Origin of the sequence: Streptomyces sp. adm13(2018) (assembly GCF_008042145.1) — a bacterium.
Classification (GTDB): Bacteria; Actinomycetota; Actinomycetes; order Streptomycetales; family Streptomycetaceae; genus Streptomyces.
The window spans coordinates 4,856-27,166 of record NZ_RDBH01000132.1; the positions used below are offsets into that span (position 1 = coordinate 4,856).

The window sequence follows — 22,311 nt, forward strand, 5'->3', positions numbered from 1 at the left end:
GACCTCGGCTCTCCCCTGGCCAACACCCGCCTGTACGTCCTCGGCCCCGACGCCGAACCCGTGCCGTACGGGGTCACCGGCGAGCTGTACGTGGGCGGTGCGGGTGTCGCGCACGGCTATCTGGGGCGTCCGGGCCTCACCGCCTCCCGCTTCCTGCCCGATCCGCACGGGCCTGCCGGCAGCCGCGTGTACCGGACCGGCGACCTGGTCCGGCGCAGCCCCGGCGGAGCCCTGGAGTTCCTCGGCCGCTCGGACAGCCAGGTGAAGCTGCGGGGCCACCGGATCGAGCTGGGCGAGATCGAGGCCCGCCTGGTCCGGCATCCTGCGGTCGCCCAGGCGGCAGCCGCCGTGCGCGGGCCGGAGGGCGACCGCCGCCTCATCGCCTACGTCGTCCCGTCGGGCGCTGCCCCCTCTCCCGAAGCGCTGCACGCCCTCCTCGCCGCCACTCTCCCCGCAGCCGTACTCCCGGGGGCGTACGTCGTCCTGGACTCCTTCCCCTTGACCCCCAACGGGAAGGTGGACCGCGCCGCCCTGCCCGCGCCGGAGCCCGCCCGCACCGAACCGGCAGCCCTGCCTCCGGACGAGGAACTCGACCCGGTCGGCGCAGCCGTACTCGCCATCTGGCGCGAAGTACTGGAACTCGAGGACCTCACCCCGGACGAGGACCTCTTCGATCTCGGCGGCCACTCCCTGACCGTGACGGCCATCGCCGCCCGGATCCACGACCGCCTGGGAACCGTCGTCCCGCTGGACGTCTTCTTCGACACACCCACCGCACGCGACGTGGCCGATGCCGTCCGTGCCCTGCGCGAGGAGCAGCCGTGAGCAACCCGATCCGCTACGCCGTCGTCGTCAACGACGAGGAACAGCACGCCCTGTGGCCGGAGGGCGTCCCCCTGCCCGAGGGCTGGATGTCCGAGGGCTTCGAGGGGACCGAGGAGGAGTGCGTCGCCCACGTCGACCGCGTCTGGCCCGACATCCGCCCGCTCAGCCTGCGCCGCCGGCTGGCCGACCACCGCTCCGCCGGCACGCAGGAGACCCGGTGAGCGCGACGGAGGACGCCAAGGCCCTGCCACCCGACACGCCACCTCCCCACGGAGTGCCCCCGGCGACCCCGCACGACGATACGGAGGCACTGCGCCGACAGGTGGCCGCGCTCGTGTCACGATCCACCGACGGTCTGATCGGAGTGCGGGAGCTGCTCGACTCCACGGAGCCACTGACCGCCCTCGGCGTCAGCTCCCTCTCCCTGCTGCGCCTGGCCGACGCTGTGGAGGAGTCCTACGGCGTCTTCCTGGACCTGGGCGACCGGGCCCTGCACACCGAGGGGCTGCGCGGCTTCACACACCGGCTGGTCCGGCTCGGCGCGGAGGCCACGCCGTGAGCCCCGCCGACACGGACGCGCCCCCCGCCCCCCAGGCCGCGCCCAGAGCAACCGGCCCCGGAGACGAGGTACTGGGGGTGCCCTTCGCAGCCGGACGGCCGGGAGCGGCACCGCTCACCTGGGGACAGCGCGCCATCTGGCACGCGATCGGCCGGACCGCTCCCAACGACCACTACTTCAACCTCGGCCGGATCCTGCCCCTCGCCGACCGGGGCGCTCCGGTGGACACCGTCCACCTCCGCACGGCGCTCTCCGCGCTGCTGGAGCGCCACGAGGCGCTGCGCACCCGGGTGGTGGCCGAGGTGGGCCGGCCGGTGCAGCGACTCCACGCGCGAGGGCGAGCGGAGCTCCTCGTGCGGAACGAGCCCGATCCGGGCCGGGGCGGGGAGACCGCCGCGACGCTGCTGGCGGAGCTGTCCGGACACCGGTTCGCGTACGCGGAGGAATGGCCGGTGCGGCTGGGCGCGGTCCGCAGCGACGGGCGGATCACCCATGTGGTGCTCGCCCTGTGCCACCTCGCTGCCGACGGACACGCCGCCGAGATCCTCGTACGGGATCTGCGACTGCTGGTGCGGCGCGGATCGGCCGGTCCGCCCTGTCCGCAGACCCCGCTGGACCTCGCCCGGCACCAGCACGGGCCGGCAGGGCGCCGGGCGAGCGAGGCGGCACTGGCGCACTGGGAGCGCGGGCTGTCTCTGGCGCCGCCGACGATGTTCGCGGAGCGGGTGGCGGAGCCCCTGCGGCCACGGTTCTGGACGGGCCGGCTGGTCTCGACGGTCCTGCCGCGCGCGGTGGACACGGTGGCGGCCGCCCACGGAGTGAGCGGCTCGACGGTTCTGCTGACCGCCGCAGCGGCCCTGGTGGCGGCCGGACAGGGACACCGAACGGCCGCGGTCATGCCGATCGCGGGCAACCGGGCCGCGGCCGGGCTCAGGTCCCTGGTCAGCACGCTGTCCCAGGACGCGCTGTTCGTCCTGGAACTGCCCGAGGACCGGACCGGGGGAGCGGTCTTCACCGACCTGCTGGCCGGAGCGTGGCCCGCCGCGCTGGCCGGCTACCGGGCCGCCGCCTACGACCCGGCCGGCTGGGACGCACTGCTGGAGCGGATGACCCGCGAGCGGGGTACCGAGGTCCATCCGTACTGCTGCTTCAACGACATGCGCCTGGTGGACCGGGCCGCGGCGACCGGCCCGGCACCCGGCACCCGGGAACTCCACGAACTGCGCCGCCGCACCGTCCTGGACTTTCCGGCGACGCAGGAACGGGTGGCCTGCCGGTACTGCCTCCACCTGACCGGCGATGCCGCCGCGCTGACCGTCACGCTCACCGCCGACACCGCCTATCTGCCGCCGAGAACGATCCACGCCCACCTGCGAGGCATCGAGGAGATCGTGGTCGCGTCCGCCGTCGGCTCCCCACCACCGCTCTCCCGGCTGGCGGAACTGCTCGCGGGACCGGAGACCGACCGGTGAGCGGCGGGCGGGTGCCCCGGCCGCTCGCGCACTCCGACACCACGTCCTGCGTGCAGGGCGGGCAGATGCGGTTCCAGGTGGCGGCGGGCGACGGCGGCCCGTTCGCGGGCCGGGTGGTCGTCACGGACGTGGTGGCGGAGCGGGTGGTGGCCGAGTCGGACGTCGCCGGGGCGGGATGGACGCTCGACGTGCCGAGCACCTGGTCGAGTTCGCTGTACCGCGCGTCCTTCCACGACGCGCGTCCCGAAACGCCCGCGCCGGAACGGGACGCCGAGCACGAGGTGTGGTTCGTGGTGAGGGCGGCGCGACCGGCCGGCTCCTCCGCCGTGCTCGTCTCCGTCCCCTTCCCGACGTGGCGCGCCTACCACCGGGCCGGCGAGCCCGACCGGAGCATCTACTACGCGGAGCAACCCACGCGCGCCGCGCGGGTGCCCCTCACCGCACCCGGCGGCGGGCCGCCGCCGGAGCGATGGGAGGAACCGCTCCTGCGCTGGCTCCACCGGACCGGCCGCCCCGTCGAGTACTGCTCCGGCTTCGACCTGCATGACGGCGCAGGCCTCCTCGCCCCGTACCGGCTGCTGGTGGTGAACGGGCACGACGAGTACTGGACGGCAGAGATGCGCGACGCCGTCGAGGGGTTCGTACGGCGCGGCGGGAACCTCGCCTTCTTCGCCGGGAACACCGCCTGGTGGCAGATCCGGCTGGAGGACGACGGCCGCACGATGGTCTGCCACCGCGACGCCGCGACAGACCCGGTCTCCGCCGTGGACCCGGCGCGGTCGACCGTCGAATGGTCCAGTTCACCGGTCGACCGGCCGGAGAACACGATGACCGGCGTCAGCTTCCGGCAGGGAGCCGGCGCGTGGGGCGACGGCATGGACCTCATCGGCGGCGAAACGTACACCGTGCGCTTCGCCGACCACTGGGTCTTCGAGGGCACCGGCCTGCGTGACGGAGACGCCTTCGCCCGCGGGGCGATGGGCTACGAGACGGACGCGGCGGAGCTCGACTGGTCGGCCGGGGTACCACGCGCCACGGGCCGCGACGGAACGCCCCGGTCGTTCGCCGTCCTCGCCACCGCGGACCTACGGCACTGGCGGACCTACGGCCAGGGCGGCTGGGCCACCATGGGCGTCTTCCGCCTGGGAGCCGGGACCGTCTTCAACGCCGCCACCATCAACTGGGGCCGTGCGCTGCACGATCCGGTGGTCGACCGGATCACCCGCAACGTCCTCGACCGGTTCTCGGGGGCCGTCCCGGTCCCGCGCTGGCACACGATCGGCCCGGCACCCGGTCTGCGAGCACTCGCCGCGTGCGAGGGACTGCTGTTCGCCGTCGCCGACGACGGCCGGACACTGCTGCACCGCGAGCTGTCCGAGCAGAACCTCCCATGGACCGCATGCCCGCCGGCCGACAGCGTCCCGGCGCCCGAACTGCGCTGCCTGACCGCGCCACGGGAAGCCTCCCACCCCATGCCACTGGCCCTGCTGGCCGTGACCGATCGGGACCGGCTGGTGTACCGGGCCGCGGTGCCGGGGCCCGCTCCGTGGCTCCCGGCGGGTCGGGCCCCGGCCGGAACGACGGCCCTGGCCATGTGCGACAACAGCCTGTTCGCGGTGACACCGCACGACAACGGCCTGCATCAACGCCCGGCAGGCGACTTCAACGCGCCATGGCGGCTCCTGGGCCCGGCCGGCAAGGCCTCCGCACTGACCGTTCTCGGGGCCCGCCTCCACGCCGTGTCCCCCGACGGTCTCCTCACCCGCCCACCCGTCCTCACCGAAACGCCGTTCGCACCATGGACGACCCCGACCGCCTTCCCACCGGTCAGAGCACTGACGGCATACGCGGGTCGCCTGCTGGCGGTGACGGAGGACGACCGGTTGATCAGCCACCCGGGAGGGTGAGGCGGGAGCACATTCCATCGTGGCGGGGCGCGCCCGCATCGTCGTTGGGTTCACCGATCACCACCATGATCCGCGCCTGCCGGACGGCGATGAGTTCTCTGCCCCAAGGACATGCCGTGGGGGCAGCGCGTCGCCCACATCCAGGACCCCGACGGCAACCCGGTCAACCTCACCCAGCCGATCCCGGCGAGGTGAGGCTGTCGCGGCGGGCATGCGCTCCAGTAGGCCACCTGCGGTAGGGGTCAATCACCTGTCGAGGAGAAGAGTTCGAGGTCGTCCTGGGCGAAGTAGTTCTGCGTCACGTCGGTGACCCGGACGAGGTACTGCTCCCGTTTGCGATCGACGTGCACCACGGTGCCGACGTTGCCCGTCATGACGGCACCGGTGACCCGTACGATGTCGCCCACCTCGAACTTCTCCACAACGGTCTCCTTAGCGAGCCCCGAAGACCGGGCTCATGCGTCTGCCGCGACCTGGACAGTCACCAAGCTCTCACGGTGACCCCACTCTCGCGGCTGTGCGCGCGCACCGCACTCGCGGGCTCTCAACACGTGCAAGAACACGAGAGACGGCAACTCTGACTCGACGAGAAGCGGTGGGCGACCACGGTCACTCCCGCCGGCTCACTCCGCAGCACCTGCGACGGCGGGCAAGCTCACCGAACTGCAGGAACGGCAGCAGTCCGGTCAACTCGGTGAGACGCTTTCCCGCCCCCCATGCCTCACCGGCCCGCACGACATCGTGGATGCCCGGAGTGGCCCGTGTGTCCGGAGCACCACTGGTCTCCGATGGTGCCCGTCGTCCAGGTGCGCGCTGCCGACAGGCACGCCGCAGCGCAGTCAAACGGAGCGCATCCCCGTACCCCCGGAGGCCCGGCCTGTCAGGAGGGTCCCCGTGGCGCGTGCCGATATGGCGTACACGGGTGAGGCCCGGCGCCCAGCTGCGCTCTGGCAGCAGTACGCCGGGCCGCCTGACCCGTCACGTGCAGGCACCGGGCCGACAGGTCGACGTCCAGTGAGCCTGACCCGGACGGCCCGGCAACAGAGTCCGGGGTGATTTCCCTTTCCGCCCTGACACGGCGTTCGTTCAGCTCCGTTGCTCCGTGTGCTTTCCTGCCAGATGCAGCGCTCGGGCATGACCACTGATTCAAAGATCACGCTGTCGGGCCGAAGCCGGTACCGTGCTGATGTTGACGCCTGACGGAGACCGCATGTTCTTCTGCTGCGAGCCTTAGAGTGCCTGACTGCCGAGTCCCAGCAGGTACGAGAGGGCCGGACGTGCTGGGGGATCCCCATGCATCATGTCCGTCAGATTCTCGTAGCGCTGTCCATGAACGGTTACCGGAGTTCCGGTGCCGCCGTTTCGTGTCTGGAAGGCCAGCCGGCTCAGGGGCGACCAGTTGGTTTCCAGGTCCATTCCGAACGGTCCTAGGGTCGTCTGCCAGCCGAACCCGTCGTGTTCGCCGCCGTTCCGGATGGTGTTCGAGATGCGATTCCTGATCCACCCGAAACGGGCCGCCTCGGAAGTGGCCTGCACGATGTTCGCGAGGTGCAGAGTGTAGTTGTTGCGGGTGCCATAGGTGAACCCCCGCAGCGCCACGAACTGATTGCGCAGGTTTCGCGCGTCGAACGAGGTATCTCCTCGGCGACCGTTGGCATCCAGGCCGCCGTTTCCGTAGTGCCCGCCGTAAATGCTGGTGAAGATATTCCCATTGCCATGGAAATTCTGAACCAGCGCAGCCTGGGCGTTGCTGAACCGGTAGTTGGCGCCTAGGACGCTGAAGCCATCCAGGTAGAGATTGTCTGTTCGGTAGAACAGGCTGAGGAAATGCTCGCCACTGTCGAAGACTCGGATCTCAATATACCGCCCCGTTCGCGCCTCCGTCTGGGCGAGCTGTCCTCCTTGGGCATTGCCGGGCCTGGAGTCCACATGCCTCCTGAGTTCTCCCAGCATGTCGTCGTATCGCTGGGCGGCCAGAGGCCCTCCTCCCTGCTGAAGGCTAGTGATGTCCCAATCCATGACAGTCCATATCTGGGACGTGTTCGCTTGGGCCGGCGAGGCAACGGTTAGCTGAGCCAAGCCGAGCAAGGCGGCAATGATGGGAAGGGCCGCTCGCCACCTTCTCATGGATAACAGGTTCAACTCTGTCTCTCTCCTTGAAGCCGGCCTGCATCACAGAGATCCAGACGGCCGGACCGATGGAGAGGCCAATGCTGGCCCCAGCCGCTAACGCTTCACCAACTCCCTACTAACGTCCCTGCGTATAGCGGAAGTTCGACATCGAGCAGCGAGGCGCCTGTGACAGGGGCACGTGCGTGCGTCGGCAGGAGGGTCGCGACTACCAGAATGTGGTCCTCCAGAGAGCTCCCAAAGCGCCTACTTCGGATTCTGGAGGAGTCTGTAGTATCGCCGCCGAGCGGCAGTTGTGGAACGTTAGTGGAACGTTAGCGAGGGTAACGACACTGGCTCTGAGAATGGTTCCGTTCAGGTTACGTATCCGTCTGAGCGGGCCGTGCCGGTACTGAAGATCGGTACCCGACCGTCACAGCCGAGGGGATTCCTTATGAGGACAAGAAGAACTGTCGCCACCCTGACCGCAGCAGTTGGAGCAAGCGTCGCGCTACTGGTTGGCATGACCGGCAACGCGAGCGCTGCCGAAGCAGGCACCATGGCCATCGGGCAACAGCTCAAGAACATCCGTACCGGCCTGTGCCTGGATTCCGACTACAACGGCAACGCCTACACGAAGGGTTGCGCCGGCGATCACGGCAATCCCTACCAGCAGTGGATATTCCAATGGACGAACTACGGAACCTTCAAGATCGAGAACGTGCAGACCCAACGCTGCCTCCAGCGCAGCGGGTCTAAAGGTGTCGTCACGGGATCCTGCAACAGTGTCGATGCGGATTGGCGTGAGGAGTATCTTGGAAGTCAAAGGTATAACTTGATCGCCACCAATGGCTTGGCCCTTGATTCGGACGCGAAAGGCAATGTCTATCTCAATCCGAAGAACGTGCCGTCGGATAATCCCTACCAGCAGTGGTGGCTGTGGTAGGGAGGACTCCGCCAGGGGTGCCTTCTGATCCGGGGATTCCCTTGACCGGTCGGAGTCAGGGCGAGGTCGGTTGAGTTTCCCTCCGCCGGCCCGTCCGGTGAGGGTCAGGTCGCGCATGCGAGTGATGCCGAGATGACGTGGTGTTCGCTGCCGTCGTCGTCTGTAAGTCGGCAGTGAGCCTTACCGGTGTGCCTCTGAAGGGCCCTGTTCCCTGGTCAGCTGGGGTGGTGACGTGGCAGAGCCCCTGGACGTCGGCGGTGTTGACTCCACTCGACACTGCCGACAACCCGGGGGCCCTGGGGTTCCTTGGCCTTGCGTGCTCAACGTCCCGTTTGAGCTGGTCGAGTATGTTTTCTGGCTGATCCACGCCCGAAGGCGTGAACTGAACTCGTCGTGGAGACGGCTCGGCTGCCGTCGACGGCAGCCTGATCTTCATCGACCGGATCGCCGAGAACGAGCCGTCCTACTCGACGAAGCACCGCCGACATGGAACCGCGGCGCCGGCACCCACGGCCCGAGGAGCGACGACGGTCTCGTCCCGGACCCCGGAGCACCACCGCCGTCCCCCAGCCATGCCGCCGAGCGGCTGTCTCTGCGCTCCCTGGCCTACGCCGGGACCCGCTTTCCCGAACCCGTCTCGGCCGACTCGGCGCAGGCAGTGGAAACCCACCCCGACGTCCTGCTCCCGCCCACGGCATACCTCGTCGTCGATCGGTCCGGCATTGATGCGGCATAGACGCCGGCCAGCGGCCTGCTGACCACCGCCCACGACGCCCGGCGAACGCTGGACTTCACACCAACCTGGCGGAAGCCGCGCCACCAGGGCCTGATCCCGTACGACGCCGCGATGGACACCGACGTCCGCACATCGCTAGCGCGTACCGACCTGCCGACGCCGGAACTCGCCCCCTCGTCGAGGCCGCCGGTCTATTCCGCCCCGACCACGTCAACCAGGTTCAACGCCGGCACCCTCTACCGGATCGCGTGCTCCCGCCGCCTGCTGCGCTGGTGCCCGGACGGACCCGAAGGCTCAAGTCCGTCCGACATCAACACCCACACCCCCGAAGCCCTGAACCCGTGACTCGACGAGGACGGCCCCGTCCACTACGACACTCCGGAGTGGCCCGAGGCCTCAACCCCGCTGAAGTGGGCTGATCGTCTTGCCCGAAGCCGGTGCAGAGAGCTCCGGGCCGTGGACGGCGCGCGCCGCGTTTCAGTGCGCGAGAGCGTACCGGGCCAGATCGGTCTTGTAGGGTGCGAAGCCGGCGTTGTCCTTGCAGCCGAGACCCTCCCAGGTCTTGTCGTTGGTGACGGGGTCGGTGCCCGTCAGGCGGTACTTGCACGCGCCCTTGATGAAGTGGCCCTGGATACCGCCGGGGAAGTCGATCTCCTTGTTCCACAGGTACGGGGACTGGTAGTTGTTCACGCGGGCTGTCGCGTTGACGTCGATGCCGCCGGGCGCGTAGATCTCGTACACCCAGCCGGTCTGCGTCGTCCCGTACGTGGCGAACCGCTTGGCCACGGACTCGTCGCAGCTCGTGCTGAGGTGGGCACTGAGCTGGCCGCCGCCCTTGACGATGTACTCCGCCAGAGGAATGAGCTCGTTGCCGCGCGGAGTGAATCCGGTGCGGAAGATCTCCTCGACGCTCTCCCGGGTGTCACCCCGCCACAGCGTGTTGACGTCCTCGCGCCACTGCCAGCGCTCGGAGGACGCGCCGGCCGCGACGGTCCGGGCGATCCGCGTGTCCGTCGTGGTGCGCCACCAGTCCGCCGCCCGGTAGTCGATGACGGGCCCGCAGGGGGCGGTCGTCTCGTCCTCCGCCGAGGGCGCCGCCATGGCCGGGGGCGCCATGGCGGCGGAGAGGAGGAACGTGGTGGCGAGGAGCCGGAGGGCGACCTTCAACATGGCGTGACGACCCATCAGTCGAATGGTTGGGGGATTGACACTTCTGTCTACCGAGGCTTGCCCCACCACTCGTCGCGATCCGGCCGTCGGTCCACCCGCATGGGTGGATCAGTCATATCGGGGAAAGGGTTCTCCACAAGCACCCGCCATCACCGCCGGTCGCCGGCGCCCTCCACAGCGGTCGTCAGGGCGAAACTCGGGGCGCCTTTGCGCGCGGCCGCCCGGCTCACGCCCACTCCGCGCCCGTCTTCCATCGTGGTGTTCAGGTGCACCCGAGCGAGTGCTTCCGAGGGGCTGAGACTGCCCTGACGGCCGGTCAAGTCTGCCCTCAGGTACCTGGCGTCCGCGGGGTCGGTCGGCGTATCCAGGACAAGGACGTACGCGAGACGTGTGCCGCACACGGGCATCACGTACGGCTCCGGTTCTCCGACGAAGGAAGTGCCAGTGCAGAACCACGCGAAGGTCGGGGCGAACGCCACCGAGGATGTCCGGGCGGCGGTCCGCAGGCCGGTCACCGCACCACCCGCACAGGCCTCCGGGCTCCTGGGGCTACAGGCCGCGGCGGGGAACGCGGTGGTCGTCCAGCGTCTGAAGCAGCAGTCGCACCGGCACGGCGCGGGGTGCGGCCACGAGGCGGAGGGGGCGCCGGTCCAGCGCTCGGCCGTCCACGACGTCGTGCGGGGCGGCGGCAGGCCGCTGGACGGCAGCACGCGCGCGGACATGGAGAGCCGGCTGGGCGCCGACTTCTCCGACGTCCGCATCCACGACGACAGCGCGGCGAAGGCGTCGGCGGCCGAGGTGGGCGCTCGGGCGTACACCAGTGGGAACCACGTGGTGATCGGGAAGGGCGGGGGCGACAAGCTCACGCTCGCCCACGAACTCACCCACGTGATCCAGCAGCGTCAGGGCCCCGTGGCGGGTACGGACAACGGAGCGGGCCTGCGGGTCTCCGACCCCTCCGACCGCTTCGAGCGGGAGGCGGAGAGCAACGCGCGCCGTGCCATGAGCGGGGCGGCGCCGAGGACCGAGCAGCACGCACAGGAGGCGAGCCGGGCAGGGCAGGGGGCCGCCCAGAAGTCGGTCCAGCGCTGGGTGGCACAGGCCGGCCCGAACCAGCAGAACATGACGGTCTCCGCGAACGGCGTCTTCGCCGTCCCGAGCGACGACGCCACGTCGATCTGGATCCGCGTCAACGCGCCCGCGGGGTCCTACTCCCCGGCCCTGCGCCCGACGAGCACGGCGCAGCAGGCTCTCTTCGGCGGCACGGAGCTGTACCAGGAGCACGAACTGGCGCGGAACATCCTGGACGACTGCCTCCACACGGCGGAGGAGATCATGCACAACGCCGTCGGAGAGCTTGCCGACGGCGCGAACAGCAACGTCCGTACGAGCGCCGGGCTCAAGGCCTTCGGCATGTCGGACGAGCAGAACCGCGAACGCGCGGGCGACTTCCAGGGCGCGACGGACCGCGACGCCAGCCCGGTGGTGGGACAGTCCTACCTGATGCTCGCCATGGACCCCGGGGAGCAGATCATGTCGCAGTACCACGCCGCAGCGGTGGTGGGCATGGACGGCCAGGACACGGTCACGATGGAGGCCTTCGCCGGAAGCGGCCAGACGGCAGCGAACCCGATGACGTACACGATCGGCACGGTGGCCTCCTTCCACGACTACTGGACGGGCGCGTACTACACCCCGAACTACGCGGGGGTCACCATGAGGACAGTGGTCATCGTCAAGCGCGGCAAGGGCCGCCGAGTGGCGGCGGGCTCAGAACAGCCGGTCAACCCGAACGTCGCCTAGGTCAGGCGACGCGCGAACCCGCCTGTGAAGCCCTACCGTGACGTGCGCCTCCGTCCCCTGGACGGTCGTGGCAGGCGATGCTGTGTGCCGAACCCTAAGACTCCTCCGATGCGCCGAGCAGAGGGCTCTGCAAACCCACCCGACAACTGCGACCGATCGCGTAGTACGGCCCCGAGGCCGCCGTTCGCGGCGCAGGAAGGCTGTCAGGGCCGTCCGGCCGTGCCGGGTCTGTGAGTCTGCTGCCGTGACGGCCGGCCATGTGGTGGGTGCCTCTGCCCAGTCATGGTTCACCGCCGCTCCCGGCGCCACTGACGACGCCGGCTGCGCCACCGTATCCTCGCCTTCCCGCCCGCACACGCAGCCCGTCTCCTCGCCGCCGCCCAGACCGTGCGTCGCCGTGGGCTCCCGGGAAGCATCTGTGGGCATGGCGGTCGTTGAGACCGGCGTCAGGCATCCGTCCGGTCCGGGGTGGGGTTCGGTTTTTCCGAACCATCGGGACGGGTGCGGGCACGATCGATCTCCGGGCGGCGGCCTCCCAGGATGGAGGCATGGCTGAGACGATGACGGAGATCGGGGCGGTGGCCGCCGCCCGGGCGCAGGACGTGCACCGTGAGTACGGGCGCGGGGGCGCCGTGGTACGGGCGTTGCGCGGAGTGTCGGTGGACATGGTGTCCGGGACGTTCACGGCGGTGATGGGGCCATCGGGGTCGGGCAAGACCACGCTGCTGCACTGTCTCGCGGGGATGGACCGGCCCACGCGGGGCTCGGTCTGGTGGGACGGTACGGAGGTGTCGCGGCTCCCGGAGCGGCGGCTGGCCGTGCTGAGGCGCAGCCGGGTCGGGTTCGTGTTCCAGGCCTTCAACCTGATGCCCGCGATGACGGTGGCACAGAACGTCGAGCTGCCCGGACGGCTGGCCGGTGAGCGACCCGATCGGGGCCGGGTGCTGGAGGCATTGGAGCGGGTGGGGCTGGCGGGGCGTGCGGGGCACCGGCCCGGTCAGCTGTCAGGCGGGCAGCAGCAGCGGGTGGCGATCGCGCGGGCTCTGGTCGCCCGGCCCCGGGTGCTGTTCGCCGACGAGCCGACGGGCGCGCTGGACCGGGCCACCGGACACGAGGTCCTCGCCCTGCTGCGCGAGGGGGTGGACCGTGATGGCGGTACCTGCGTGATGGTGACGCACGATCCGGTCGCCGCCGCGTACGCGGACCGGGTGCTGCTGCTCGCCGACGGTCTGCTCGTGGAGGAGATGCGGCGGCCGAGCGCGGCCAGGATCAGCGAGTGCCTGAGCCGGCTGGGCGGGTGAGACAGATGACTGTGATCGCCCTCGGGCAGATGCGCCGGCGCCCGGCCTCCTTCGTCGGCCTGGCGGTCGCGCTGTTCCTGGCCATCGCCACCGTGACGCTCTTCGGCGGGCTGTTCGCGGCGGAGGTGACGGCCTCCACCGCTGTGCGCGAGCAGGCGGCGGGGCCGGGAGTGGTGGTGATCGCCGGGGCCTTCGGTGAGATCTCGGTCCTGGTCGCGTTCTTCGTGGTGGTGAACGCGTTGGGCTTCGCGATTCGCCAGCAATCCCGTGAGCTGGCCCTGCTGAGGACCGTCGCCGCGACCCCGCGCCAGGCGCGGAGGCTGGTACGCGGCCAGGTGGTGGCGACCACGCTGCTGGTGGCTCTGCCGGGGTGGGCCGCCGGTGCGGTGGGGGGTCGGCTCGCCCTCGCCGCCTTGCAGCGGCAGGGGATGGCGGCGCCAGGCCTGCGCGTGCCGGGGACGCCCCTGCCGGCTCTGGTCGCGGTGGTGGTCGTACTCGCCGTCGGCCTGGCGGCCTCGGCCGTCGCGGCTCGGCGTGTGTCGCGGATCGCGCCGGCGGCGGCGTTGACCGCGAGTTCGACCGAGCATGCCCGTACGGGTGTCGCGCGTCTGCTGGCCGGTGCCGTGGCGCTGACCGGGGGTGTCCTGCTGTTGCGGCTGGCCGCGACGCGGCCGCCGGAGCAGGTGGACAAGGCGGGGCAGGCCGCACTGCTCGCCTCGCTGGTCCTCCTCATTGCGGTGGGCCTTGCCGGGCCGCTGGCCGCGCGCGCCGTGGCGGCCGCGCTGGGAGGGCCGCTACGGGCCGTGGTGCCCGGTGCGGGCTGGCTCGCCGATGCCAACCTGCGGGGCTACGCGCGGCGGTTGTCCTCCGCCGTGGTCCCCGTGGCGCTGCTCGTGGGGCTCTCTGGGACCATGATCGTCATGACGAGCACCGCCGCGCATGCCGCCGGTCACACGGGAACCGGGGTCGCCTCAGCCACGGACGTCTGGCTGCGCCAGGCGGAGCTGGCCCTGCTGACCTGCTTCGCTGCGGTGTCCACGATCAACACCCTGGTCGCCGTGACCGCCGACCGGCGCCGCGAGTTCGCACTGCTGCGGCTCCTCGGCGCGACGCGGGCGCAGCTGCTGCGCATGCTGAGCGCTGAGGCGGGACTGACCGCGGCGGTCGGGGTGCTGCTCGGCGCGGTGGTGGCGGGCGCGGCCTCGGCGGCTTTCAGCAGGGCGGTGACCGGTTCGGCGCTGCCGCAGGTGCCGGCGGCCGAATGCTGGTGGATCGTCGCTGGCGCGGTACTGCTGACCGTTCCGAGCATCCTGGCCACGGGGGTGTGGGCGGTCCGCGGCCGGGCGGCGGAGCTGGTGGGCGGCGGCCGTGACTGACCGCGCCGGCAGCCCGGCGCCGTCGCGGCGCGCGACGACGGGTACCGGGGCGGGGACGGCAACGGGTACGGGGACAGCGGCCGGGACCGGAAGGGAGAGCGGCTCGGACCCGGGGTCCTGCGGCGGGCCGGCCGGTGCGGGTGCCGCGCCGCGCGGGTACCTCTCCGTCCGGGCCGGGGAATGGGCCTTCGCCGTCGTCGGCCTGCCGCTCGCGCTGCTCGGCGGGGTGTACGCGCTCGCCGTCGTGTACGCGGGCGCACTGCTCTCGCTCACCGTGCTCGGCCTGCCGTTCGTGGCCCTCGCGCTGCGGGGCGCACGCGGCTGGGGCACACTCCACCGGTGGTTCCTGGACCGGTTCCTGGGCGCCTACGTCCAGGCCCCGGCCGGGGCCGCCCGCCCTGGCGGTGTGCTTGCCCGCGGTCGTGCCATGCTGGCCGACCCGGTCGCGTGGCGGACACTCCTCTACCTGGTGCTCCGGTTGCCGCTCGGCGTACTCGGCTTCGCCGGCGCCGTACTCCTTCCCCTCGGCTGCGGCTGGCTGGCCGGTTTCCCGCTCTGGAAACGTCTGCTGGAGCCGGGCCCGCAGCCGGTCAGCTGGCTGGATCCCAGCTGTGTGGTGCTGGGAGTGGTGCTGCTGTCCGCGGTGCCCGGTGCTGTCCGAGTGCTGAGCCGGGCAGAGCGCCACCTCGCGCGCCAGCTGCTCAGCCCCGCCCGGGCCCACAGGCGCGTCCGGGAACTGGAGGCCGCCCGCGCCGTCCTGCTCATGGAGAACACCGACCGGCTCCGCCGCCTGGAGCGCGATCTCCACGACGGTACCCAGGCGCGGCTCGTCGCCCTGGCCATCACCCTGTCCCTGGCCGACGACGCCCTCGAACCCGCCGCCCCGGACCACGAACGGCTGCGCACCCTGGTGGGTCGGGCCCGCGGCCAGACCGATGAGACGATCACCGAACTGCGCCGACTCACCCAGGGCCTGCACCCGGTGGCCCTGGACCACGGCCTGGACCGGGCCCTGCCGGGCCTCGCCGCCGTCTGCCCCGTCCCTGTCACCATGCGGCTGGACCTGTCACCACGTCCCCACCCCGTGGTCGAACAGGCCCTGTACTTCTGCGCCGCCGAGCTGCTGGCCAACATCGCCAAGCACAGCGGTGCCCGCTCGGCCGAGCTCACGGCGACGGCCACCGTCGGCGGACGTGTGCGCCTGACCGTGCGCGACGACGGCTGCGGCGGCGCGGTATCCGGCACCGGGGGCGCAACCGGCGGCGGCACCGGCCTGGCGGGGCTGGCCGAGCGTCTCGCCGCGGTCGACGGCTCCCTACGGATCGACAGCCCGCCCGGCGGGCCCACCACCATCACTGCCGAACTGCCGACGCACCCGTGACGTCCTGGACCCTCCTGGCTCATCCCGCCATTTCGGACAGGTAGGCCAGGACCGCCTTGACCCGCCGGTTCTCGCTCCCCGTCGAGGGCAGGTCGAACTTGGTGAAGACCGCGGCCACGTGCTTCTCCACCGCCCGCTCGGACACGACGAGGAGTGCGGCCACGGAACGGTTCGAGTGGCCCTGCGCCATCAGCTCCAGCACCTGGCGCTCACGTGGCGTCAACGCATCCACCCGGCCAAGCCGCCCACCACGCATCAACTGGGTGACCACCTCCGGATCGAGGGCGGTACCCCCGCCGGCGACCCGGTGCAACGCGTCCACGAACTCCGAGGTGCGGGCGACCCGCTCCTTGAGCAGGTACCCGATGCCCGCCGCACCCCCCGCGAGCAGCCTGGACGCCCAGGCGTGCTCAACGTGCTGGGAGAAGACCAGGATGCCGGTCCCAGGGGTCCGCGCACGGATCTCAAGAGCGGCACGGATGCCCTCATCGGTATGGGTGGGCGGCATGCGGACATCCACCACCGCCACGTCCGGCCGGTGTACGGCCACGGCGTCCAGCAGCTCGGGACCGGTCCCGGCCGTGGCCACCACCTCGCACCCACGAGCCCCGAGCAACTCGACCATGCCCTCACGCAGAATGACCGAGTCCTCGGCCAGCACCACACGCAACTCTTTGTCGATCACCACCCCAGTATCCGGCGCCCGCCTCACAGCACAGCGACGGGCAGGCACCGGCCCAGCACCGGAACGGGTCCCGTCGCGCTTCGAGAACCTTCTTCACCGGTTGGTGCCCAGCAGCCGCCATGTGCCCTCCCCCCTGTGCCCCTCGCGCTTGTTGAAGCCAATCAGGTCCACGTGGGCTGGGCAGGGACGGTCGTAGTCCTCCGCCTCGATCCCGGCCGCCCCCACCGCGCACCTGTTCCCGGAAGCCAGTAGCCCCGTTGCGGGGCCACCGAGAAGGCAATAGGAGGCGGTCAGCGGGCGGCGGCCAGTACCGCCGCGAGACCCTCTTGAAGATCCTTGACGAAGTAGGCGGGGACTTCCAGCGACGGGAAGTGACCGCCGGATTCGGGTGAGTTCCACCGGACGATCCGCCTGTAGCGCTCCTGTGCCCAGGGGCGAGGGGTCTTCTCGATGTCGCGGGGATACATGGTGATCGCTGCCGGGACGTCGACCCGCAGCTCGGGGTCCAGTGAATTGTGGCTCTCGTAGTAGATGCGGGCTGCTGACGCGCCGGTCCGCGTCAGCCAGTACAGGGTGACGTCGTCGAGGATGCGGTCCCTGGAGATCGACTCGAACGGACTGTCCTCGGTGTCCGACCACTCGGCGAACTTGTCGAGGATCCAGGCAAGGAGTCCGACGGGGGAGTCGACGAGCGAATAGCCGATGGTCTGCGGCCGGGACGCCTGCTGCTTCGCGTACGCCGCTCGGTGCTGCCAGAAGTCACGGGTCTCCTCGGCCCACTCGCGCTCGGCCGCCGACAGTCCCTTCGTCGTCAGCCCCGCAGGCGCCTCCGCGAACAGAGTGTGGATGCCGAGGACGTGCTCCGGGAACCGGCCCGCGAGAACCGTGGTGATGTTGCCGCCCCAGTCGCCGCCATGGGCGGCGAACCGGTCGTACCCGAGCCGTTCCATCAGCTGAACCCAGGCGGCAGCGATCCTTTCTGTGCCCCACCCGGTGGTGGCCGGCTTGTCGCTGTAGCCGAAGCCGGGCAGGGACGGCACCACGATGTGGAACGCCGGCGCGTCGTCGTCCTTCGGATCGACCAGCTCGTCCACGACATCGACGAACTCGGCAATGCTGCCCGGCCACCCGTGCGTCAGGAGGAGCGGCGTAGCGTCCGCGCGCACCGATCGGCAGTGGAGGAAATGGATGCCCAGTCCGTCAATGGTTGTACGGAACTGACCCAGGCGATGGAGACGTGCTTCGAACGCCCGCCAGTCGTAGTCGGTGCGCCAGTAGTCCACAAGATCGACGAGGTCCGCGAGGGGGACACCCTGGGCCCAGCGGCCGGCGCCGGGCGTGGCGCCTCGGACCGTCTCGGCCTCCGGCAGCCGCGCCGCGGACAGCCGCGCGCGCAGATCATCGAGGTCGGCCTCGTCGGCGTGGGCTTCAAAGGTCTGCACGTCGCTGTCGGGGCGGTTCATGGACCCTCCTGTGACCGTGATGGAACCAGCTCTGTCGCAGAACCGGCTAAGACGGTTCTAACAACTCCGTCCCGGTCCCCGCAACCACCTAAGGTGGTTCCATGCGTGCTGAGTTCCCCCCCTTCCGCCTCGGCAAGGTGCTCGCGACGAGCTTCACCGCGACTCTGACGGAGCGCCGTGGCGACCCTGTCGAGCACATCCCCGTGCCGCATCGCCTCCTCGACTGGCTGGCGGTGAGCGGCCTTGCCGTGGACACAGTCAGCCCCGCCCAACTCGCCCTGGCCCGGGAGCTGAGGGAATCGATCCACGCCGCCGCGACAGCGGCCGCGCTCCAGGAGACACTCCCCGCGTCCGCCGTCCAGATCATCAACGGCTGCAGTGAACGAGGCCGCGCTGCAGCCGTCCTGACCTCCGACGGCAAGCGGCGCTGGCAGCTCAACCCGGGCTCCCGCCTCGAGGACGCCCTCGGGGTGATCGCAGCTGACGCCATCGACATCGTCTCGGGTGAACGCGACGGGAGTCTGGCCCTGTGCGCATCACCGACCTGTCAGGCAGCCTTCTTCGATACCAGCCGAAGCCGTACCCGCAGATGGTGTGAGATGAATACCTGCGGCAATCGGATGAAGAAGGCGCGCTTCAACGCCAACAGGCTGAGAGACCCTGACAGAGGCGTTGGACGTGTCACCGGGTGATGAGACGGGCCGCGAGGCAGGGGAAGGCTTCGTGGATGTCGTCACGTCGCTCCCTGCTTACACGCCGACGCCGACGCCGACGCCGGCAACCGAGCAGCCAGGCAGTCATGCCTTCGACAACCCGGCGGTGGACGCCGAGGCTGACGTGCGGGACGCCGCGACACGATTCGCGGACGCGAACAGATCGCCGGTGGCCTCGCCCTGGCCGTACGACGTGCCGGCGGCCGCCACTGAGCGCGTCCAACGCTTCCCGCTGCCCTCAGCCCGCCGGTGTGCCGTTCACGGGCCCGCACATGAGGTTTCCGGGTTCTTCCGGATCGTCACTGATCCAGAACTGTGTCCACAAGGCGGCGAACTCGGGCCTGCTGAGGTAGCCGTCGCCGTCCTGGTCGAGCCGGTGGAAGACGTCCCCCGTCGGGATGGACCGGCCGTGCCAGGTGCTGATCAACTGCTCGTGCTCGCCTCGGGAGATCCGGCCGTCCCCGTTCTCGTCGACCGCGTCGAAGATGGTGTCCGCAGTGGCCGTGACCGCCTGCGGCATCGACGGAAGGCGGTCCACCATCGCCATCAACTCGGCCATCCCGATCCGTTCCACACGGCCGTCGCCGCCGCTCGTGGACAGGAGCTCCCACCAGCCCATGAGCACGGTGTGTACACGCGCCGCGAGTTCCGGCTCGCCGGCCACCCGCGGAAGTCGTTCCCACCGTCCCGCGAGCGCCTCGAAGTCCGATCCCTCCAGATAGCCGTTCCCGTCCGCGTCGAACGCGTCGAACATTGCCTGGACCTTCACCCGCTGAAACCCGCTGGCCACGGCAGACCTCCCGATCGACAGTGCTGCCAGCACACTGCCCACTTCGGCCCGCGCCCCAACGGCGCACAAGATCACCGCGCTGCCACAACACGCCTCCGTGCGCCGGTTTCATGCCCGCCCGGTCGGCGCAGGCGGACAGGTGGCGGCAGCGAGGGATGGCGCGCCAGCGCGCTCCGCTCCGCCGTGGAGGCCACCGGCCGGCGAGTGGTCGTGGCGCGGGTGCTCGGGTGGCTGGAGGGGCCAAACGCGGAGTCCTGTCCCTGAGCAACGTCATCCACCAGATGACGACGTACGCGCTGTCCTGATCCACCTCGGACCGGCCATCCGCCCCCCGGGCCTCGCCCGGGGGGGCCTTGTCGCATCCGGCGCGGCTCTCCGGCGCGACCTCCCCCGGGGGAGGTCGCGGGACGACCGGCCGCGGTCCGGACCGGTGCGAGTGGCATCCGCATGGGCCGTGGCCGGGTGGGGCACACTGGCGGCGTGCGCATCGTGATGATGACGGCGGGATCGCGGGGCGACGTCGCGCCGTACACGGGTCTGGGTGCCGGTCTCGTACGGGCCGGGCATGAGGTGACGCTGGCCACGCACGGGGTGTTCGAGCCCCTGGTGGCGGGGTCCGGAGTGCGGTTCCGTCCGCTGCCGGTGGACCCTCGCGCCGAGCTGCACTCCGCCCGGGGCCGACGCCTGCACGACGCGAGGACGGGTGCGGGAAAACTCGTGCGCCTGGTGTCCATGGCCCGGGGCGCGGTCGACGAGATGACGGCGGCCCTGGTGCAGGTGGCGCGGGACGGTGACGTCCTGCTGGTCGGCGGGTCGCTGGGGCCGCTCGGCTATGCCCTCGCCGAGGGGCTCTCTGTCCCCGCCCTGGGGCTGCACCTCCAGCCGCTGCATCCGACCGCGGAGTTTCCCGCACCGGTGCTGGGGACGCGATCCCTGGGGGCCGTGGGGAACCGGCTGAGCGGACGGGTCGTCATGACGTCGGTGGAGCTGCTGTTCTCGGACGCCGTACGGTCGCTGCGGCGGCACGGGCTCGTGACGCCGGGCCGTTCCCGACGGCGGGCCTGGCCGGTGCTGCACGGCTACAGCGAACTCGTCGTTCCCCGGCCCCGGGACTGGCCCGCCGGGCTCGACCTGTCCGGGTACTGGTGGCCGCACGACGCCGGGCGTCTGTCCCGGGAGGTGGAGGACTTCCTCGCCGCCGGGCCCCCGCCGGTCTTCGTGGGTCTGGGCAGTGCCACCGTCCCCGATCCGGAGCGGGTGAGCCGCGAGATCGTCGACGCGCTGCGCGCGGCGAAGGTGCGCGGGATCGTCCAGCGGGGCTGGGCGGGGCTGAACGCCCGGGGTGACGACATCCTGGTCGTCGACGACGTACCGCACTCCCTGCTGTTCCCCCGGACGGCCGCCGTCGTCCACCACGCGGGTGCGGGCACGACCGGCGCCGTCCTGCGGGCAGGGGTCCCCGCCGTTCCGGTGCCGGTCCAGTTCGACGCGGCGTTCTGGGCGTCGCGGCTGACCGTGCTGGGCACCGCACCCGGGGTGGTGCCGCTGCGGCGCCTCGACTCCGGTGTCCTGGCCGAGGCCCTGCGCCGGGCGACGAGGGACGAATCCCACCGGGCGCGTGCCCGCGCGCTGGCCGACCGCCTGGCCGAGGAGGACGGGGTCGCGCCGGTGCTCGCCGCGCTGGCACGGCTCTGACCGCCGGGCACGTCCGCCACCGCGTTCTGAAGATCGTCTCCGGTGCAGGCGGTCCGACCCGGCCCTGGCAGGATGCGGGCATGCAGATCCTGAGCGCACTGCCTCCGCGTCCGCCGTGGGCCTGATTGTCGACTCGTTCAAGCCTTCTCTCGTGAAGGCGGTGTTCAGAGACGTCACCCCGCTGCACGTCTCGCGGTCGGGGGCTCGGGCCGCCGCGTCGGTGACGAGAACCGTACTGACGGGCATCATTGACGGCGCGCTGCGGGCGGCGCAGGAGGATGCCCGGAGGAAGCTGCTTCCCAAGGACCTGGTGAGAGCCATCGAACGGGACGTCGAACTGGAGGTGGGAGGCGATTGGTACCACCACAGTCCTACGTTCAAGGGGCTGACCGGCGACTTGTACGACGTCGACGGCGTCCTCGTACATGCTCCCAGGCGCAGCAGGGCACGCAAGCAGAGTGCCGTGGTCGGCGCCCACAGGTTCGAGGCCGGGATCCGGAGGCTGCTGCGTGACCGGGGTACGGCGGCCGTCCCGGCGATGGTGCGTGATCTGGACGGGCTCGCGAGCGTGTTCCTGACGGACCTCGCCCGGGACGCTGCCATGGTCGTACGGGAGGGTGGGGTCAAAAGATTCGGCACCGTCGCCCTGATGGCACCGGGCGAACAGGCCGACCCCTGCCCGCCCGTGCCGGAGTCCCTCCTGGCCCTGTCCACCCGCAAGGGCACCGGGCGCACCATCGACGGCGACGACGTCTTGGCCGCCACCACGATGCAGTTGTTCGGCGACGTCAGACGGAGAGCCATGGCCGCTGCACACGATATGCCGGAGACCGGTTCGGACGGCTGAGCGGGGGCGGCTGCAGGGAGGACACGTCTCGTGCCGGCGTCGCTCAAGCAGTCGGTCGGGGCGGGCGAAGGTACGGGAACTCGGGGTGCGCAGCTCGGTGATCTCGACCGGCCTGCCGGTGCGGGCGGCCCGGCTCGTCGGCACGGCCGTCGTGACCTCCTTGACCACGGGGTGGGGGGGCGGTGCGGGTCGGTTGTGGTGCCGTCGCGGGCGGCGCGCGGGCCGGTGCTCGTGGACGTCAGCCTCGCTCGGGCCGGTCGGCCGGACGCCGGTGCTGACGTACCTGCCGTTCCCCGCTCGATTCCGGCTCCGCCGGGCCCGCCACCGTCTCTATGGCCGGGAGGGGGGTTGCCGGGCGCGAGCGGGTGAGGGCGGCCAGTTCCTCCGGGGGCTCCGCTCCGCCGCGTACCGCCGCCACGTACGCCCGCGCCTCGGGCAGGCCGAGGCGGGGCGCGTGCCGGCGCAGGTGCGCCATCGCGGCCTCGGGCAGGCCGAGGCGGGGCGCGTGCCGGCGCAGGTGCGCCATCGCGGCC

At 71.1% G+C, this 22,311-nt stretch carries 19 protein-coding genes and 3 pseudogenes; 15 read left to right on the forward strand and 7 right to left on the reverse strand.

Going from position 1 to position 22,311, the window contains the following annotated elements:
- The 6 genes and pseudogenes from EAO70_RS26200 to EAO70_RS39550 form a co-directional block, all read left to right on the forward strand.
- A partial coding sequence (locus tag EAO70_RS26200) for a phosphopantetheine-binding protein (RefSeq protein WP_148005392.1) occupies window positions 1-825 on the forward strand: 825 nt, incomplete at its 5' end.
- On the forward strand, window positions 822-1,046 hold the full coding sequence (locus EAO70_RS26205) for an MbtH family protein (RefSeq protein WP_148005377.1): 225 nt from the start codon (window positions 822-824) through the stop codon (window positions 1,044-1,046). The genes EAO70_RS26200 and EAO70_RS26205, both read left to right, overlap by 4 nt.
- The gene (locus EAO70_RS26210; protein WP_261993059.1) at window positions 1,043-1,384 is read left to right on the forward strand and encodes an acyl carrier protein; all 342 of its coding nucleotides are present in this window, start codon (window positions 1,043-1,045) and stop codon (window positions 1,382-1,384) included. The genes EAO70_RS26205 and EAO70_RS26210 overlap by 4 nt, the downstream gene beginning before the upstream one ends.
- A gap of 77 nt (window positions 1,385-1,461) precedes the next feature.
- Window positions 1,462-2,856, forward strand: a complete 1,395-nt coding sequence (locus EAO70_RS26215) for a condensation domain-containing protein (RefSeq protein ID WP_261993060.1) — start codon at window positions 1,462-1,464, stop codon at window positions 2,854-2,856.
- A 65-nt stretch (window positions 2,857-2,921) separates the two neighbouring features.
- The gene (locus tag EAO70_RS26220) at window positions 2,922-4,763 is read left to right on the forward strand and encodes a N,N-dimethylformamidase beta subunit family domain-containing protein (protein ID WP_148005395.1); all 1,842 of its coding nucleotides are present in this window, start codon (window positions 2,922-2,924) and stop codon (window positions 4,761-4,763) included.
- 102 nt (window positions 4,764-4,865) lie between these two features.
- Window positions 4,866-4,958 (forward strand): annotated as a pseudogene (locus tag EAO70_RS39550) (extradiol dioxygenase); the annotation flags it as partial.
- Between the two features lie 47 nt (window positions 4,959-5,005).
- On the opposite strand, the gene EAO70_RS26230 reads toward EAO70_RS39550, so the two are convergent.
- Window positions 5,006-5,185 (reverse strand): hypothetical protein, encoded by a 180-nt coding sequence (locus EAO70_RS26230; RefSeq protein ID WP_148005378.1) that lies wholly within the window; start codon window positions 5,183-5,185, stop codon window positions 5,006-5,008.
- An 808-nt stretch (window positions 5,186-5,993) separates the two neighbouring features.
- Window positions 5,994-6,782 carry a ribosome-inactivating family protein gene (locus EAO70_RS26235; RefSeq protein WP_187284043.1) on the reverse strand — a complete coding sequence of 263 codons (789 nt, stop codon included), beginning with the start codon at window positions 6,780-6,782 and terminating at the stop codon, window positions 5,994-5,996.
- Between the two features lie 613 nt (window positions 6,783-7,395).
- Between EAO70_RS26235 and EAO70_RS26240 the strand changes: the two genes are divergently transcribed.
- The gene (locus tag EAO70_RS26240; protein ID WP_187284044.1) at window positions 7,396-7,818 is read left to right on the forward strand and encodes an RICIN domain-containing protein; all 423 of its coding nucleotides are present in this window, start codon (window positions 7,396-7,398) and stop codon (window positions 7,816-7,818) included.
- A gap of 316 nt (window positions 7,819-8,134) precedes the next feature.
- A pseudogene (locus EAO70_RS39555) lies at window positions 8,135-8,899 on the forward strand (DUF5954 family protein).
- A gap of 132 nt (window positions 8,900-9,031) precedes the next feature.
- On the opposite strand, the gene EAO70_RS26250 reads toward EAO70_RS39555, so the two are convergent.
- The gene (locus EAO70_RS26250) at window positions 9,032-9,739 is read right to left on the reverse strand and encodes a hypothetical protein (RefSeq protein WP_148005382.1); all 708 of its coding nucleotides are present in this window, start codon (window positions 9,737-9,739) and stop codon (window positions 9,032-9,034) included.
- Between the two features lie 423 nt (window positions 9,740-10,162).
- On the opposite strand from EAO70_RS26250, the gene EAO70_RS26255 reads away from it, so the two are divergent.
- The 4 genes from EAO70_RS26255 to EAO70_RS26270 all read left to right on the forward strand — a co-directional run bounded on the left by EAO70_RS26255 (window position 10,163) and on the right by EAO70_RS26270 (window position 15,585).
- Window positions 10,163-11,527 carry a DUF4157 domain-containing protein gene (locus tag EAO70_RS26255; protein ID WP_410091404.1) on the forward strand — a complete coding sequence of 455 codons (1,365 nt, stop codon included), beginning with the start codon at window positions 10,163-10,165 and terminating at the stop codon, window positions 11,525-11,527.
- 548 nt (window positions 11,528-12,075) lie between these two features.
- The gene (locus EAO70_RS26260; protein ID WP_148005384.1) at window positions 12,076-12,828 is read left to right on the forward strand and encodes an ABC transporter ATP-binding protein; all 753 of its coding nucleotides are present in this window, start codon (window positions 12,076-12,078) and stop codon (window positions 12,826-12,828) included.
- 5 nt (window positions 12,829-12,833) lie between these two features.
- Window positions 12,834-14,204, forward strand: a complete 1,371-nt coding sequence (locus tag EAO70_RS26265; RefSeq protein ID WP_148005385.1) for an ABC transporter permease — start codon at window positions 12,834-12,836, stop codon at window positions 14,202-14,204.
- Entirely contained in the window at window positions 14,197-15,585 is a 1,389-nt protein-coding gene (locus tag EAO70_RS26270; protein ID WP_148005386.1) for a sensor histidine kinase, read from the forward strand. The genes EAO70_RS26265 and EAO70_RS26270 overlap by 8 nt, the downstream gene beginning before the upstream one ends.
- Before the next feature lie 19 nt (window positions 15,586-15,604).
- On the opposite strand, the gene EAO70_RS26275 is transcribed toward EAO70_RS26270, so the two are convergent.
- Window positions 15,605-16,270 (reverse strand): response regulator transcription factor, encoded by a 666-nt coding sequence (locus EAO70_RS26275; RefSeq protein WP_148005387.1) that lies wholly within the window; start codon window positions 16,268-16,270, stop codon window positions 15,605-15,607.
- Between the two features lie 290 nt (window positions 16,271-16,560).
- Window positions 16,561-17,733 (reverse strand): epoxide hydrolase family protein, encoded by a 1,173-nt coding sequence (locus EAO70_RS26280; RefSeq protein WP_148005388.1) that lies wholly within the window; start codon window positions 17,731-17,733, stop codon window positions 16,561-16,563.
- A gap of 101 nt (window positions 17,734-17,834) precedes the next feature.
- Here EAO70_RS26280 and EAO70_RS26285 point away from each other — a divergent pair, with 101 nt between their 5' ends.
- A complete protein-coding gene (locus EAO70_RS26285) occupies window positions 17,835-18,425 on the forward strand; it encodes a CGNR zinc finger domain-containing protein (RefSeq protein WP_148005389.1) in 591 nt (196 codons plus the stop codon).
- A gap of 259 nt (window positions 18,426-18,684) precedes the next feature.
- On the opposite strand, the gene EAO70_RS26290 is transcribed toward EAO70_RS26285, so the two are convergent.
- Window positions 18,685-19,236 (reverse strand): EF-hand domain-containing protein, encoded by a 552-nt coding sequence (locus tag EAO70_RS26290; protein WP_148005390.1) that lies wholly within the window; start codon window positions 19,234-19,236, stop codon window positions 18,685-18,687.
- 495 nt (window positions 19,237-19,731) lie between these two features.
- Between EAO70_RS26290 and EAO70_RS26295 the strand changes: the two genes are divergently transcribed.
- Both EAO70_RS26295 and EAO70_RS26300 read left to right on the forward strand, forming a co-directional pair.
- Window positions 19,732-20,931: a glycosyltransferase gene (locus EAO70_RS26295; protein ID WP_148005396.1), complete on the forward strand. Its 1,200-nt coding sequence runs from the start codon at window positions 19,732-19,734 to the stop codon at window positions 20,929-20,931.
- Between the two features lie 115 nt (window positions 20,932-21,046).
- Entirely contained in the window at window positions 21,047-21,778 is a 732-nt protein-coding gene (locus EAO70_RS26300) for a hypothetical protein (protein ID WP_148005391.1), read from the forward strand.
- Between the two features lie 238 nt (window positions 21,779-22,016).
- Here EAO70_RS26300 and EAO70_RS38145 read toward each other — a convergent pair.
- Window positions 22,017-22,311: pseudogene (locus tag EAO70_RS38145) on the reverse strand (hypothetical protein); the annotation flags it as partial.

Bases quoted from the DNA above. Each gene is read 5' to 3' on its own strand.
- EAO70_RS26265 (WP_148005385.1), top strand. From the start codon at position 12,834: ATGACTGTGATCGCCCTCGGGCAGATGCGCCGGCGCCCGGCCTCCTTC.
- EAO70_RS26235 (WP_187284043.1), bottom strand. From the start codon at position 6,782: ATGGATTGGGACATCACTAGCCTTCAGCAGGGAGGAGGGCCTCTGGCC.
- EAO70_RS26295 (WP_148005396.1), top strand. From the start codon at position 19,732: ATGACGGCGGGATCGCGGGGCGACGTCGCGCCGTACACGGGTCTGGGT.
- EAO70_RS26280 (WP_148005388.1), bottom strand. From the start codon at position 17,733: ATGAACCGCCCCGACAGCGACGTGCAGACCTTTGAAGCCCACGCCGAC.
- EAO70_RS26285 (WP_148005389.1), top strand. From the start codon at position 17,835: ATGCGTGCTGAGTTCCCCCCCTTCCGCCTCGGCAAGGTGCTCGCGACG.
- EAO70_RS26250 (WP_148005382.1), bottom strand. From the start codon at position 9,739: ATGGGTCGTCACGCCATGTTGAAGGTCGCCCTCCGGCTCCTCGCCACC.
- EAO70_RS26260 (WP_148005384.1), top strand. From the start codon at position 12,076: ATGGCTGAGACGATGACGGAGATCGGGGCGGTGGCCGCCGCCCGGGCG.
- EAO70_RS26240 (WP_187284044.1), top strand. From the start codon at position 7,396: ATGACCGGCAACGCGAGCGCTGCCGAAGCAGGCACCATGGCCATCGGG.
- EAO70_RS26220 (WP_148005395.1), top strand. From the start codon at position 2,922: ATGCGGTTCCAGGTGGCGGCGGGCGACGGCGGCCCGTTCGCGGGCCGG.